This window comes from Geminicoccus sp. (assembly GCF_035556675.1).
GTDB lineage: Bacteria > Pseudomonadota > Alphaproteobacteria > Geminicoccales > Geminicoccaceae > Geminicoccus.
The window spans coordinates 1-13,523 of the sequence record NZ_DATMFZ010000067.1 but is presented as its reverse complement, the minus strand read 5'-3'; the positions used below and the strand labels follow the sequence as shown (position 1 = coordinate 13,523).

At 69.0% G+C, this 13,523-nt stretch carries 13 protein-coding genes and 1 pseudogene; 6 read left to right on the top strand and 8 right to left on the bottom strand.

Features of this window, described 5'->3' with window-relative positions; genetic code table 11:
• Positions 1–3: 3 nt before the first annotated feature.
• Positions 4–777: a 3-ketoacyl-ACP reductase gene (locus tag VNS22_RS05070; RefSeq protein ID WP_325730249.1), complete on the bottom strand. Its 774-nt coding sequence runs from the start codon at positions 775–777 to the stop codon at positions 4–6.
• Positions 774–1,916 carry an acyl-CoA dehydrogenase family protein gene (locus tag VNS22_RS05065; protein WP_325730246.1) on the bottom strand — a complete coding sequence of 381 codons (1,143 nt, stop codon included), beginning with the start codon at positions 1,914–1,916 and terminating at the stop codon, positions 774–776. The genes VNS22_RS05070 and VNS22_RS05065 overlap by 4 nt, the downstream gene beginning before the upstream one ends.
• A 152-nt stretch (positions 1,917–2,068) precedes the next feature.
• On the opposite strand from VNS22_RS05065, the gene VNS22_RS05060 reads away from it, so the two are divergent.
• The 3 genes from VNS22_RS05060 to VNS22_RS05050 all read left to right on the top strand — a co-directional run bounded on the left by VNS22_RS05060 (position 2,069) and on the right by VNS22_RS05050 (position 6,761).
• The gene (locus VNS22_RS05060) at positions 2,069–3,241 is read left to right on the top strand and encodes a benzoate/H(+) symporter BenE family transporter (RefSeq protein ID WP_325730244.1); all 1,173 of its coding nucleotides are present in this window, start codon (positions 2,069–2,071) and stop codon (positions 3,239–3,241) included.
• Positions 3,242–3,582: 341 nt separating this feature from the next.
• Positions 3,583–5,121 (top strand): acyl CoA:acetate/3-ketoacid CoA transferase, encoded by a 1,539-nt coding sequence (locus VNS22_RS05055; RefSeq protein WP_325730243.1) that lies wholly within the window; start codon positions 3,583–3,585, stop codon positions 5,119–5,121.
• A 38-nt stretch (positions 5,122–5,159) separates the two neighbouring features.
• Positions 5,160–6,761, top strand: coding sequence for a GMC family oxidoreductase (locus tag VNS22_RS05050; protein ID WP_325730241.1), 1,602 nt, complete (start codon positions 5,160–5,162; stop codon positions 6,759–6,761).
• On the opposite strand, the gene VNS22_RS05045 is transcribed toward VNS22_RS05050, so the two are convergent.
• Positions 6,700–7,470, bottom strand: a complete 771-nt coding sequence (locus tag VNS22_RS05045) for an HAD family hydrolase (RefSeq protein WP_325730239.1) — start codon at positions 7,468–7,470, stop codon at positions 6,700–6,702. The two genes, VNS22_RS05050 and VNS22_RS05045, sit on opposite strands and share 62 nt — an antisense overlap.
• Positions 7,467–8,648, bottom strand: a complete 1,182-nt coding sequence (locus VNS22_RS05040) for an MFS transporter (RefSeq protein WP_325730237.1) — start codon at positions 8,646–8,648, stop codon at positions 7,467–7,469. The genes VNS22_RS05045 and VNS22_RS05040 overlap by 4 nt, the downstream gene beginning before the upstream one ends.
• Positions 8,649–8,987: 339 nt before the next feature.
• On the opposite strand from VNS22_RS05040, the gene VNS22_RS05035 reads away from it, so the two are divergent.
• The 3 genes from VNS22_RS05035 to VNS22_RS05025 all read left to right on the top strand — a co-directional run bounded on the left by VNS22_RS05035 (position 8,988) and on the right by VNS22_RS05025 (position 10,953).
• Entirely contained in the window at positions 8,988–9,902 is a 915-nt protein-coding gene (locus VNS22_RS05035) for a hypothetical protein (protein WP_325730236.1), read from the top strand.
• Between the two features lie 73 nt (positions 9,903–9,975).
• Positions 9,976–10,548 (top strand): helix-turn-helix transcriptional regulator, encoded by a 573-nt coding sequence (locus VNS22_RS05030; protein WP_414653318.1) that lies wholly within the window; start codon positions 9,976–9,978, stop codon positions 10,546–10,548.
• A gap of 84 nt (positions 10,549–10,632) precedes the next feature.
• A complete protein-coding gene (locus tag VNS22_RS05025) occupies positions 10,633–10,953 on the top strand; it encodes a Dabb family protein (protein ID WP_325730232.1) in 321 nt (106 codons plus the stop codon).
• Positions 10,954–10,968: 15 nt separating this feature from the next.
• Here VNS22_RS05025 and VNS22_RS05020 read toward each other — a convergent pair whose 3' ends face one another.
• From VNS22_RS05020 to VNS22_RS05005, 4 genes and pseudogenes are all read right to left on the bottom strand, one after another.
• The gene (locus VNS22_RS05020) at positions 10,969–11,403 is read right to left on the bottom strand and encodes a DUF488 domain-containing protein (RefSeq protein ID WP_349261709.1); all 435 of its coding nucleotides are present in this window, start codon (positions 11,401–11,403) and stop codon (positions 10,969–10,971) included.
• A gap of 100 nt (positions 11,404–11,503) precedes the next feature.
• Positions 11,504–12,328, bottom strand: coding sequence for a carbohydrate ABC transporter permease (locus tag VNS22_RS05015; protein WP_325730228.1), 825 nt, complete (start codon positions 12,326–12,328; stop codon positions 11,504–11,506).
• Positions 12,325–13,260 (bottom strand): sugar ABC transporter permease, encoded by a 936-nt coding sequence (locus VNS22_RS05010; RefSeq protein ID WP_325730226.1) that lies wholly within the window; start codon positions 13,258–13,260, stop codon positions 12,325–12,327. Before VNS22_RS05010 ends, VNS22_RS05015 begins: the two co-directional genes overlap by 4 nt.
• A pseudogene (locus tag VNS22_RS05005) lies at positions 13,257–13,523 on the bottom strand (sugar ABC transporter substrate-binding protein); the annotation flags it as partial. The pseudogene VNS22_RS05005 and the gene VNS22_RS05010, both read right to left, overlap by 4 nt.

Here is a 13,523-nt window from a genome sequence, read left to right as displayed (position 1 = left end):
TACTCAGAACCGCTTCATCGTGAGCCCGCCATCCACCGCGATCGCCTGACCGACCGTGTAGGGCAGATCGCCGGAGGCCAGGGTCGCGATGCAGCGCCCGACCTCCTCCGCCTCGCCCCAGCGCGGCATGGGCGCGCCGTCCTGGGCGAAGAAGGCGTCGTACTTGGCGGTCGAGGGGGCGGTCATCGGGGTGCGGATGATGCCCGGACGGATCTCGTAGACGCCGATCCCGTGCGGGGCCAGGCGGGCAGCGAACAGCCGGGTGACCATGCTCGCCGCGGCCTTGCTGACACAGTATTCACTCCGGTTGATCGAGATAGCCTCCGCGTTGCTGGAGGTCGTGACCACGATCGAGCGGTGGCGGTCTGGCAAGCTGTCGCTCGCCAGCAGATGGCGGGCGAAATGCTGCAGGAGGAAGAACAGGCCACGGGTATTGACCGCCATGCAGCGGTCGAAGCTCTCCACGCCGACGTCGAGCAGGTCGCCCCGGACCATGACCGACACGCCGGCATTGGCTATCAGGCAGTCCAGGCGGCCGAATGCCTGCAGTGCCTCGGCGAGCAGGGCCGGCTGGCCTGCCAGGTCGGCGACGTCGCCATGCACCACCCGGGCCTGCGCACCGGCGGCCGTCACCGCCTGAAGAGCCTCGTCGGTGTCGTCGGCTCGGGTTCGTTCGTGCAAAACGATGTCGAAGCCGCGGCCGGCCAGTGCCACGGCGGCAGCCTTGCCGATGCCACGACCGGAGCCCGTGACCCAGGCGACGGGGCGGGTGGTCACGAGGCGTTTCCCTTCAGGAGCTCGCGAGCGATGATGGTGCGCTGGATCTGGTTGGTGCCCTCGTAGATCTGGCAGATCTTGGCGTCCCGGTAGAGCCGCTCCACCTCGTAGCCCTTCACGTAGCCGGTCCCGCCGAACACCTGCACCGCGTCGGCCGAGCGGGCTACCGCCACGTCACCGGCCATGCATTTGGCCATCGAGCAGGCCATGTTGGCGCCGGGATCGCCGTTCTCCAGCTTCACCGCGGCGTCCCAGGTCAGCAGGCGCGCGGCCTGGATGTCCTTGGCCATGTCGGCGAGCAGCCATTGCAGGCCCTGGAACTCGGCGATCGGCTGGCCGAACTGGCGGCGCTGCTTCGCCTGAGCCAGTGCTGCCTCCAGCCCGGCCTGGGCGATGCCCACTGCCAGGGCCGCGATGCCGACCCGGCCCTTCTCCAGCACGCTCATCATGATGTGGAAGCCGCGACCTTCCGGGCCCAGCAGCGCATCCTCGGGCAGTTCCACCCCGTCGAAATGCAGGGCACCCACGGGCGAGCCGCGCTGACCCATCTTGTGCTCCTTCGCCCCACGCGAGAAGCCGGGGCTGGCGGCGTCCACGATGAAGATGCTCATGCCCCGGTGACCGGCCGCCTTGTCGGTGCGCGCCAGGACCACGGCGAAGTCGCAGACCGGGGCGTTGTGGATCCAGAGCTTGCCGCCATCCAGCCGCCAGCCGCCCGGTACCCGGGTCGCTGTGGTGCGGATCCCCGACACGTCGGTGCCCGCATCCGCCTCGGTGATCGCATAGGCCGGGCGCAGCTCGGCGCGCAGGGCCGGACCCAGCCAGCGCTGACGCTGAGCGTCGGTGCCGTAGCGGGTGAACAGCGTGCCGATCAGTTCCAGCAGGCCGCACTGGTCGGCCACCGAAGCATAGCCCTTGGACAGCTCCTCCATCACCACGGCGTAGGAGAGCACGTCCATCCCCGCCCCGCCCAGCTCCGCCGGCACGGTGATGCCGAACAGGCCGAGCTCGGCCATCTGCCGGTAGATCTCGGCAGGGAAGCGCTCGGTCTCGTCCAGCTCAGCAGCGACCGGGCGGATCACCTCGGTGGCGAAGCGGCGCACCGCGTCCTGCACCTCGCGATGTTGCTCACCCAGCATGACCGCCTCCCCGGCTCGTTCGCAAAGTAAGTAACCGGTTGGTTATCTGCCCCGAACCGGCCGCGCATGCAAGCCGGCAGCGGATTGCCGGATCGCGTCCGCCGACGCAAAAATCCGTGGAACAGCAGGTATGGAGCGACGCCGAAACGATGATGACCGCCGAGACTTCCCGGGCCAGCCTGCTGCAACCAGTCACGGCCGGCCTGCTCGCCGCGATCGTGGGCTTCGGCAGTTCCTTCCCGATCGTGCTCCAGGGCCTGGCCGCGGCGGGTGCCAGCCCGGCGGAGGCCGCGTCCGGCCTGATCGCGCTCTCGGTCGTGATGGGGCTGCTCGGCATCCTGCTCAGCCTGCGCACGAGCATGCCGATCTCGGTCGCCTGGTCGACGCCCGGTGCGGCGCTCCTGGTTTCGACCGGTATTCCGGAGGGCGGGTACGCCGCCGCGGTCGGCGCGTTCCTGGTGGCGGCCCTGCTGGTCGTGCTGGCGGGAGTTTGGCGCGGCTTCGGCCGGGCGGTGGCGGCCATCCCGGCCTCGCTCGCCAATGCCATGCTCGCCGGCGTACTGCTCGACCTCTGCCTGGCGCCGGTACGTGCGGTCGGCGCCATGCCCGCCCTGGCCCTGCCGATCGTGCTGGTCTGGGCACTGGCCTGGCGCTTTGCCCGGCTCTGGGCCGTGCCGCTGGCAGTCCTGGTGACGGCCGTCATCGTGCTGATCTGGACACCCGTTCCGGAGGGGGCCTTGGCCGACATCCTGCCCCGCCCAGTCCTGGTCATGCCCGTCCTGTCGCTGGATGCGGTGGTGGGCATCGCCCTACCCATGTTCCTGGTCACCATGGCGTCGCAGAACGTGCCGGGCCTGGCCGTGCTGCGGGCCAATGGCTACCAGCCGGACGTCCAGCCGATCTTCGTGACCAGCGGGCTCGCCAGCATGGTCACCGGGCTGTTCGGCGGCCATCTGGTGAACCTCGCCGCGATCACGGCGGCCCTGTGCGCCGGGCCGGAGGCGCATCCCGATCCGGGCCGGCGCTGGGTCGCCGCCGTGACCAACGGTGCGGGCTACGTGCTGCTCGGCCTGTTCGCCGGGTTCGCCGCGGCCTTCATCGCCGCCTCGCCGCCTCTGCTGATCCAAGCCGTGGCGGGCCTGGCCCTGCTGGGTGCCCTGGGCAGCGCATTGTCCGGTGCGCTCGCCAAGGAGAGTGAGCGGCTGCCGGCGATCATGACCTTCGTGATCACCGCGTCCGGCGTTTCGTTCTTCGGCATTGGCGGTGCGTTCTGGGGCCTGGTGGGCGGAGGTGCCATGCTGGCGCTGGCGCGGACCGGCCGGTGAACGGGTGAGCGTCGCCACCGACCTGGAACCGAAGCCGAGTACCCGGTGATCGAGCTGCGAGATGGCCGGGTATTCCGCGGCTTCTTCGAGATCGGCAGCCTGCTTCGGCCGGGCCAGCAGCCACCGGTACAATGGCAGCCCGAGAGTCCCCACGGGCGAGACCTTCACCCCGAAGGGGGGACGGACGGTGCGAAGCGTCGACCGGAGAACGCATCCACGTCACCTGATGCCCCATCCGGCGGTCCCGCACTGATGCCGCCAGCACTCGCCCCCTTGCCGCCGCAACAACAAGTATGTAACTAGTTAGTGCAATAATGACGGCCGCACTCAGGGAGCCGGGCTTGGACAAGCGGATCGATGCCGACGCGGTGGCGGCCACGATCGAGGACGGGGCCACCATTCTCCTGGCCAGCAATGGCGGCGGGATGCTCGAGGCCGACTTCGTCTATGCGGCGATCGAGCAGCGCTTTCTGACCACGGGCCACCCGCGCGACCTGACCCTGGTCCACGCGCTCGGGATCGGTGACGGCAAGGAACGAGGCCTGAACCGGTTCGCGCATGAGGGCATGGTCGCCCGGGTGATCGGTGGGCACTGGTCCTGGTCGCCAAGGATGCAGGCGCTGGCCGAGGCCGAGCTGATCGAGGCCTTCGTGCTGCCGGCCGGCTGCATCGCGCTGCGCAACCGCGAGGTCGGTGCCGGGCGGCCCGGGCTGATCACCCATGTGGGCCTGGGCACGTTCGCCGACCCCAGGCTGGGCGGCGGGGCCGCCAACGAGCGGGCCAGGCGCTCGGGCACCCGGCTGGTCGAGCTGATCGAGATCGGCGGCGAGGAGAAGCTGCGCTACCTGCCGTTCCGCGCCGATCTCGCCATCGTCGGCGGCTCGGTCGCCGATCCCGCCGGCAATGTCAGCTTCGTCCACGAGGCGGCCGACCTGGATGCGCTGGCTGCGGTCACCGCCGCCCATGCCGGCGGCGGCCGGGTGATCGTCCAGGTGGGCGAACTGGTCCCGCGCCATGCCCTGCCGGCCCGCCAGGTCGCCCTGCCCGGCATCCTGGTCGACCATGTGGTCCACTGCCCGGACCAGCAACAGTCCTATATCGGGAAGTTCGACCCCGCGATGAGCGGCGAGGTCCCGCGCCCCGATGGCGAGCCGCCGCTCGACGAGCCGGTCGAGTTCGGGCCGCGCCTGATCATCGCGCGCCGTGCTGCCGAGGAGATCCGGGCCGGCGCCTCGGTCAATTTCGGCTACGGCATCCCGGGCGCCATTCCCGGCGTGCTGCGCCAGAAGGGCCTGATGCAGACGCTCTGGGTCACTGTGGAACAGGGCATCCACAATGGCGACCTCTATGACGGCTTCATGTTCGGGGCCGCCCGCTATCCGGAAGCGATCGTCAGCTCGACCCGGCAATTCGACTTCTATTCGGGCGGCGGCATCGATGTCGGCTTTCTCGGCATGGGCGAGATGGACCGGGACGGCAACGTCAATGTCAGCCGACTGGGCAGCCGCATCGTGGGCCCGGGCGGCTTCGTCGACATTAGCCAGAACGCCAAGGAAGTGGTGTTCTGCGGCACGTTCGACGCCAAGGGCACCAGCTATCGCCACGAGCCCGGCCGGCTGGTGCTGGAGGCGCCGGGCCAGGTGCGCAAGCTGGTCGAGCAGGTCCGGGAGGTCACCTTCTCCGGCCATTACGGGCGGGTGCGCGGGCAGGAGGTCCTCTACGTCACGGAGCGCGCGGTGTTCCGGCTCGCACCCGACGCGATCGAGCTGGTCGAGGTGGCGCCCGGGATCGACCCGAAGGCGGACGTGATCGAGCAGATGGGCTTCGTCCCGCAGGTCGCGAACCCGTTGCGCACCATGCCTCCAGCCCTGTTCAGCTGAACGGGCGACCAGCGCAGCAACCAGGGAGAACCGGGAAAGTGCGGAGCTACGACTATGTCATCGTCGGCGGCGGCAGTGCCGGCTGCGTGCTGGCGGCCAGGCTGTCGGAGCTGCCCGACATCCGCGTGCTCCTCTTGGAAGCCGGCCCGCCGGACCGCGACCCCTACATCCACATGCCGGTGGGCTTCGGCAAGATGACCGGCGGCGGGCTGACCTGGGGCTATGCGACGGCGCCGCAGAAGCACTGCAACAACCGGGAGATCCCCTACGCCCAGGGCCGGGTGATCGGCGGCTCCAGCTCGATCAACGCGCAGATCTACACGCGCGGCGTGCCGGCCGACTATGACCGCTGGGCCTTCGAGGAAGGCTGCCCCGGCTGGTCGTTCGCCGAGATCAGGCACCTGTTCCTGCGCGCGGAGGACAACGACACGTTCGCCGGCGAGTGGCACGGCATCGGCGGGCCCTTGGGCGTGTCCCAGCTCCAGCCGCATCCGCTGACCCGCGCCTTCGTCCAGGCCTGCCAGCAGGCGGGCATCCCCTACAACCCGGACTTCAACGGCAAGGCGCAGGCCGGCAGCGGCGTCTACCAGACCACGATCCGGCACGGGAAGCGCTGCTCCGCCGCGGTGGGCTATCTCCATCCGGTGCGTGGCCGCCCCAACCTGGACGTCATGACCGACTGCCGGATCACGAAAATCCTGGTCGAGCATGGCCGGGCGGTGGGCGTGCGCTTCCTCCACTTCAACAACGAGCAGGAGGTACGGGCCGAGCGCGAGGTGCTGCTCTGTGCCGGTGCCATCGGCTCGCCCAAGCTTTTGATGCTCTCGGGAATTGGTCCTGCCGACGAACTGCGCCGGCACGGGATCGAGCTGGTCCACGACCTGCCGGGCGTTGGGCAGAACCTCCACGACCATTACGGCACCGACGTCATCTACGAGCTGCACGACCAGGTCAGCCTGGACCGCTACAAGAAGTGGCACTGGATGATGTGGGCCGGGCTCGAATACAAGCTGTTCGGCAAAGGGCCGGTCGCCTCCAACATCGTGGAAGGCGGGGCCTTCTGGTTCGCCGAGCCCGATGCGCCGACCCCGGACATGCAGTTCCACTTCCTGATCGGGGCGGGCGTGGAGGCAGGGGTGGCGGCAGTGCCGTCGGGTGCCGGCGTGACCATGAACAATTACTGCCTGCGCCCGCGCTCGCGCGGCAGCGTCACCCTGCGCTCGGCCGATCCCATGGCCCCGCCGGTGATCGATCCGAACTACCTGGCCGAGCCCTACGACCTGAAGGTCTCGATCGCTGGTCTCAAGAAGATGCGCGAGATCATGGCGCAGCCGGCCTTCGCCAGGCTGATCAAGCGCGCCCACCACCCCGCCGAGCTGAAGGACGACCGGGAGGCGGAGGCGTTCCTGCGCCGCTCCGGCCGCACCTCCTACCACCCGGTCGGCACCTGCCGGATGGGCCAGGACGAGCGGGCAGTGGTCGATCCGGAGCTGCGGCTGCGCGGCATCGACGGCCTGCGCGTGTGCGACGCCTCGATCATGCCGAGCATGATCGGCTCCAACACCAACGCGCCCACCATCATGATCGGCGAGAAGGCGGCGGACCTGATCCGGGGCAACCGGCGCCAGACAGCCGCCTGAGCACGTCCGGCAGCTCGCGGAGCGAGCCGAGCGTCAGGAAGCGGGCGCCCTGCGGGTCGGCCACCTGCTCGTGCGCCCAGGTCAGGTGGTAGGGGATGTGGCAGGCGAGCCCGCCCAGCTCCGCCACCGGCAGGACGTCGGAGCGCAGCGAGTTGCCGGCCATGGCGAACTCCTCCGGCGCCACGCCGTGGCGGATGAGCAGGCGGCGATAGGCGTGGCTGTCCTTCTCCGACAGGATCTCGATCCGGTCGAACTGTTCGGCCAGGCCGGATCGGGCGATCTTGCTCTCCTGGTCGAACAGGTCGCCCTTGGTGACCAGCCAGAGTTCGCAGCCGGCCTGGCGCAGCTCCCCGATGACCTCGGCGGCCCCGTCGATCAGTTCCACGGGATGATCCAGCATCGCCCGGCCGAAGCGCAGGAGTTCGGCGATGTCGCCGGCCGGGATCCGGCCCTCGGTCGCCTCGATCGCGGTCTCCACCATGGACAGGACGAAGCCCTTGATGCCGTAGCCGTAGGTCTTGAGGTTGCGCCGCTCGGTTGCGAGCAGCCAGGCGTCGATCCGCTCGGCCGGCAGGTCGACATGGCGCAGCAGCAGGGCACGGAACCGCTCGTGCGAGGTCACGAACATGGTCTCGTTGTGCCAGAGCGTGTCGTCGCCATCGAGCGCCACCACGCGCGGCCGCACCTGCAGCCGGTCCGCCATGCTCATGGGCATCCCTCCAGCAATCGCTGACCGGTGCCCGGCATCGCCGGGTGCAGCGCCGCCCGCATCAGGACGAGGCAGGCCAGCGAGGCGACGCAGCCGGCGAGTGCCGCACCTTGCCACCCCCACCATGCCACCAGCAGGGCGTAGCTCGGCGGGCCCAGCAGCGAGCCGCTGGCCCCGAACTGGGTGAGCAGGCCGCTGGCGCCGGTGAGCCCTGCCCTGCCCGCGACCTTCGGCAGCAGTGCGAAGGCCAGGCCGGGAAAGATCCCGGAGACGGCATTGAGCAGGATCGCCAGCGTGGCCGCGACCGCCAGCCCCGGTTCTGGCCGGAACAGGAGGAACAGGAGGGCTGCGGGCAGGAGGAGGGCCAGCGCCAGGAGTGGACCGGTGCCGGATCGCTGCCGCCGGCGGTGCCACGCGGCGACGATGCTGCCGGCCAGCGTCGCGAACGAGGCGAGGCCGGTCACGAGGCCGGCGAGCCCAGTGCCGGCCCCCGTCTGCTCGACCAGAAAGCTCGGCAGCAGCGCCAGCATGCCGACCTCGAACAGGGCATAGCAGCCAAAGGCAGCCGAAAGCGCCCAGGCGCGCGGCGGCGGCAGCCGGCGGCGTGCCGCCCGCGGCAGCGTCGCCGGCTCCACCGGTGCCGGAACTGCCCAGGTGGTGAGGCAGGCAATGCCGGCGGTCGCCGCAATCGCCATCAGCGAGGCCCGCCAGGACCAAAGCTCGGCGAGCAGCCCGGCCGACATGGCACCCAGCGCCACGCCCACCGGCACGAAGCTGCTCCACAAGGCGAGCGCGCTGTCCCGGTCCGCCTCGCGGGCACTGTGGAAGATCAGGACCGGGGCCGCCACCACGATCGCGAGGTAGCCGACGCTCTCCAGAGCACGCCAGGCGAGCAGTCCGTCCGAACTGGTGCTGAGCCCCTGGCCGAGCCCAGCCAGCGTCAGGAGCGCCAGCCCCGCCACCAGGCTCCGGCGCAGCCCCAGCCTGGCGACGATCCGGCCGGCCGCCAGGCCCAGGAGGGCCCCGGCCAGTTCCAGGAGGGAGATCACCAGCGCCACCGACGACAGGTGAAGGTCCAGCGCCTGACTAATCGGCGTCGCCAGGCTCGACAGCTTGCCGAGCTGCGCTGCCGCCAGCACCCCCACCGCATAGAACCACCCGATCCGCAGCCAGGTCATCGTCACCGCATCCAGCCTCGGCCACTCCCGGCCCTGCCCAGGGCCGGCTTGGCACGGACGCGGCCGCGGCGCAGCGCATAAGTTATGCGCAGCCCCATGCCTGGGATCGTTCACCGAGAGGTGGCAGTGCCGGGATCGGGCATCAGCACAGTTTTTCTGGCAATACTGAAGTGCAACGAATACTGCTGTACTGGTCATAGGAATTTGCTAAGCACCGCTGCCCCACGCGAGGAGGCCGGTTTCGCCGGTATCCCGAACATTATTGCCGGCATTTTCCCCGATTCAGCTGTTTCACCGCTCGGACGGCGAAACGATCATAGCAAAGGGACACTCGGCTTCATGGTCCGGTCCAGATTTTCCCTGCTGCTGGCGGCCATCGCCACCATCGGCGTAAGTATGTTCGCCCAAGGTGCGCCCGCCGCCGCGGCCAAGAGCTTTCCGGTCTACTACGCGCTGAAGTTCAACCAGACGGTCACGGGCTTCGAGCAGTGCGGCCTGAAGCCGATGCCGATCGTCTATCCTGGCGCCCTGTTCAAGGGGGGCAGGCTTGGCGAGACTCCGGACTATGCGCAGTTGCGCAAGAAGGGTGCGCCCACCGTCCGCGATGCCGCAGCCAGGACGGCGGACAAGTTCGTGGTGCTGGATGTGGAAGGCAGCTGGGACCTCCTGCCGACCGACAGCGCCGACGCCCTGAAGGGCAAGGCCACGGACTATTACGACCTGCTGTACTTCCTGAAGCAGGAGCTGAAGGCCCTGAAGGCGACGGCGAAGGTCGGCTATTTCCGCGTGGCGCCGCCCGACTTCTACCAGAACCCCTCGCTGCCGGGGCAGCCGAAGACGACCTACGAGCTGGCGACGGCCGCGCTGAAGAAGGTCGGCGACGCATCCGACGCGCTGTTCCCGCAGCTCTACGGCTACGAATCACCTGCCCATTTCCGCAAGTACACGTTTGGCACCGTCGGCACCGCCCGCGCCAACTGGCCGAAGAAGCCGGTCTATCCGTTCATCTGGATGCAGCGCCGTGCTGCCTGGGATGTCAAGGCCGGCCGCTACATCAACGAGATGCTGCCCAAGGGGGCCTTCGCCCTGCAGCTCCAGACGGTGAAGGGCTCGGGCGCCGACGGCGTGGTGATCTGGGGCACGCTCGGCAACGACCAGGCGCGGCTGGACTGGAACAGGAACGCCGACTGGTGGCTGGAGACCAAGGCGTTCCTGAAGAAGCAGGGCGTGGACCTGAAGGGCTGCAAGCTCTAGCCGAGGCCGCAGGCTGAGCTATCCTGGCGCGCGTCGGCCGACCGGTGTTCGGAAGGACAGTCGCATGGATGAAGTGGCGATCCCTTGCCGTGATCCTGCCAGGCTCGGCCGCTCGCTGCGCAGCTGGCGGGCGTTGCGGCGGGTCAAGCAGAGTCACGTGGCGGAATTGCTGGGGGTGACCCAGACGACCGTGTCGCGCTGGGAGAGCGGGCAGCTGGCACCCGATCCGGACGGGCAGCGGGCGATCCGTCGGCTGCTCCAGGCACGGCTGGACAGCGCCGCCGACTTCCAGCTCGCCCGCATGGTCCGCCACTCGACCGCAGCGGTCCATCTGGTCTGCGACCTGACCCACCGGCTGCTGGCGCTCTCCCCGGCGCGGGAGCGCTATTGCCGGGTGCCGGCGACCGACCTGATCGGCACTTCGCTCTGGCCCTGCGCCAGCCCCGGCATCATCGCGGCCGAGGCGAGGCTTTCCGAGCTCGGCTGGTTCGAGCCGGCCGCCCCGGCAGTCGAGCTGCAGACCGGGGCCAACGATGCCGCCCTCATCGAGATCCAGGACAGCCGGCTGCGCTGGGTACGTTTCCAGCTGTCCGACGGCAGCTTCGTCCGGCTCGCGGAGACCCTGGCCTATGGCCGGGCGGCCTGAGCACGGGAACCGCCGAGACGGTTCACCTGCTGATTCGATGGTACTATCGTTCGCGGCAGATGGCCGCTCGGGAAGGTGCACCGCATGATTCGCCATGTCGTCCTGTTCAAGCCGCGCGAGGACCTGCGCAAGGGCGAGCTGCAGAAGATCTTCGACGGCCTGGCTGCCCTGCGCCACGCGATCCCGGGCATGGTCGACTTCCACGGCAGCGAGAACTGCAGCCCGGAGGGCCTCAATCGAGGCTACAGCCACGGCTTCACCATCGACTTCATGGACGTGAAGGCCCGCGACACCTACCTGGTCGACCCGGAGCACAAGGCGCTGGGCGAGCAGCTCACCGCCGCGGCGGATGGCGGCAAGGGCGGGCTGCTGGTGTTCGACATCAACCTGTCCGACGCCCACTAGGCTCCAGCCGGAGCGTCAGGCCAGGAGGTGGTGGGTCGGCAGGCCCAGCTGCTCGGCGATGACCAGCCGATGGCAGTGATGCGGCTGCCGCTCGTAGCAGAGCAGGCAGCAGCGTCGCGTCCCGGCAAGCTCGCGCAGCAACTCGAACTCGTGGACGGCCTCCGGCGTCTCCAGATGCGCCGCAAAGATCCGGCGCATGTCGTCATGGCGGCCACTGCGGGCGGCGTGTCGTCCCTCGGCGGGCGTGCCCAGCGCCCGCAGGTGCAGGTACTCGATGCCGATCGCCGCGACGCCCGAGCGCAGCGCGCTCTTGGAGAAGCCGGCCCGGCGCGAAGCGGAGACCGCCCGGACATCGACCAGCACCTCCACCCCTACCCCCGTCAGCGCATCCAGCACGTCCCGCTGGGCCAGGCCTTCGTAGCCGATGGTGAAGAGGGGTTCAGACAACATCGTGCTCCGAAATGTCAGAAGACGAGATCATTCGGGTAGTGCACGCCACTCATGACCGCACTTCCGGCGCGAGTTCGGGCCGAGCCATCCAAGCAGCGCCTCACCCGCCCTTCACTGCCCCCGCCGTCAACCCGGCCACGATCTGGCGCTGTGCCGCCACGGTCAGCAGCAGGACCGGCAGGGTCACCAGCAGGGCGCCGGCGGCCAGCGGCCCCCAGCTCAGCTGCTCGAACGAGATCATGTTGTAGACCGCGACCGGCAGGGTGCGGGTCTCGCGGCCGGCCAGCACGATGCCGAACACGAAATTGTTCCAGGAGAAGATCACCGCCAGGATGAAGGCCACGGTGATGCCGGGCTTGGCGATCGGCAGGGCCACGTGGCGGAATACCTGCCAGCGCGAGGCGCCGTCGATCACGGCGGCCTCCTCCAGCTCGAGCGGCGTGGTCTCGAAATAGCCGATCATGATCCAGATGATGATCGGCACGGTGATCACCAGGTGGATGATGATCTGCGGCAGGAGCGTGCCCATCAGCCCCAGCCACTGGAAGAGGAGGAAGAGCGGGATCAGGTAGGACAGGCCGGGCGTCATCCGCGCGATCAGCACCACCACCGCCGACTTGGTGGCCTTCATCCGCGCCATGCCGTAGCCGGCCGGCACGCCGACCAGCAGGCCCAGCAGGGTGGCGGAGCCCGTGACCAGCACGCTGTTCAGGAAATAGGTGCCGAAGCGGTTGGACTCGAGCACGGCCGCATAGTTGGCCCAGGCGAAGTTCTCCGGGATCAGGATCGGCGGGTAGGCCGCGTTGTCGATCTCGTATTTGAGCGAGAGCGACAGCATCCAGACGAAGAACAGGACCGCCGGCGAGACGATCATCAGGACCGCGAACCACAGGCCGATCCGGTTCAGGAGCCGCTTGGTCCTCATGCGCCGATCCCGACCTCGGTCCACTGGGTGCGCTTCTTCAGCCAGAGCAGTAGGACCGCCAGGCCGATCACCATGAGGAAGAACACCACCGCGATCGCCGAGCCGTAGCCGATGTCGTAGTAGGCGAACGCCACGCTGTAGAGGTAGAGGTTGATCGTTTCCGACGCGGTGCCGGGCCCGCCCTGGGTGATCGCGTAGATGATGTCGAAGCTCTTGATCGCGTCGATCGAGCGGATGATCGCCGCCACCATGACGAACGGCAGCACCAGCGGCAGGGTGATGTGCCAGAACATCTGCCAGCCGCTGGCCCCGTCGATGAGCGCACTCTCATAGGGCTCGGTCGGAATGGCGGCGAGCCCGCCCAGCACGATCAGCATGACGAGCGGCGTCCACTGCCAGGTCTCGACCAGCACCAGCGAGGGGATCACCGTGGCCGGGTGGAACACCCAGAGCTGCGGCGGGATGCCTACCAGCGAGAGCAGGTAGTTCAGCACGCCCAGCTGCGGGTGGAACATCATCGCCCAGACCAGTGCTATGGCGACCGGGGTCGCCATCATCGGCATGACGAACAAAGCGCGCAGGAAGCCGCGCGCCTTGAAGTTCTGGTGGAACACGATCGCCGAGAACAGGCCCAGCACCACCGGCAGGATCACCGCCAGCGCCGTGAAGTAGAGCGTGTGCCAGAGCGCCTCGTGGAAACGCAGGTCGGTCAGGAGGCGGCCGAAATTGGCCAGGCCCACGAAGCTGCTGCCGCCGCCGATCTGCCACTCGTTCAGGCTCATCCAGATCGTGAACGCCCAGGGGAACACGATCACCGAGGCGACCACGATGAGTGCGGGCAGCACGAACGGCCAGAGCGAGCCCCCGGCCCGCCGGCGGGAAGCCGGGGGCGTGGCGGCGGCAGGCTTTTCCAGGGCCTGGCTGGACGTCATGCCTCGCTCTTGTCGAGCACCGGCTGGAACTGCTGCGTCGCCTGCTTGAGCAGGGCAGCGGGATCACCCTCGGAGAGCAGGGTGGTGAGTGCGGTGCCGAACGTGTCGCGGAACTCGGTGACCGGGATGATGACCGGCAGGCCCAGCTCGCTGACCTCGGCCGACCCGGCCACGCAGTCTACCCATTCGGCCGGCAGGGTAACGCCCTTGCGTACCTCGGGGTCGTTCAGGATCGACTTGCGGAACGGCACGCCGCCGCCGGC

Excerpts from the sequence above, each read along its gene's own strand:
- VNS22_RS05045 (WP_325730239.1), bottom strand. The coding sequence starts at position 7,470 with ATGAGCATGGCGGACCGGCTGCAGGTGCGGCCGCGCGTGGTGGCGCTC.
- VNS22_RS05025 (WP_325730232.1), top strand. The coding sequence starts at position 10,633 with ATGATTCGCCATGTCGTCCTGTTCAAGCCGCGCGAGGACCTGCGCAAG.
- VNS22_RS05040 (WP_325730237.1), bottom strand. The coding sequence starts at position 8,648 with ATGACCTGGCTGCGGATCGGGTGGTTCTATGCGGTGGGGGTGCTGGCG.
- VNS22_RS05020 (WP_349261709.1), bottom strand. The coding sequence starts at position 11,403 with ATGTTGTCTGAACCCCTCTTCACCATCGGCTACGAAGGCCTGGCCCAG.
- VNS22_RS05065 (WP_325730246.1), bottom strand. The coding sequence starts at position 1,916 with ATGCTGGGTGAGCAACATCGCGAGGTGCAGGACGCGGTGCGCCGCTTC.
- VNS22_RS05060 (WP_325730244.1), top strand. The coding sequence starts at position 2,069 with ATGACCGCCGAGACTTCCCGGGCCAGCCTGCTGCAACCAGTCACGGCC.
- VNS22_RS05035 (WP_325730236.1), top strand. The coding sequence starts at position 8,988 with ATGGTCCGGTCCAGATTTTCCCTGCTGCTGGCGGCCATCGCCACCATC.
- VNS22_RS05010 (WP_325730226.1), bottom strand. The coding sequence starts at position 13,260 with ATGACGTCCAGCCAGGCCCTGGAAAAGCCTGCCGCCGCCACGCCCCCG.
- VNS22_RS05015 (WP_325730228.1), bottom strand. The coding sequence starts at position 12,328 with ATGAGGACCAAGCGGCTCCTGAACCGGATCGGCCTGTGGTTCGCGGTC.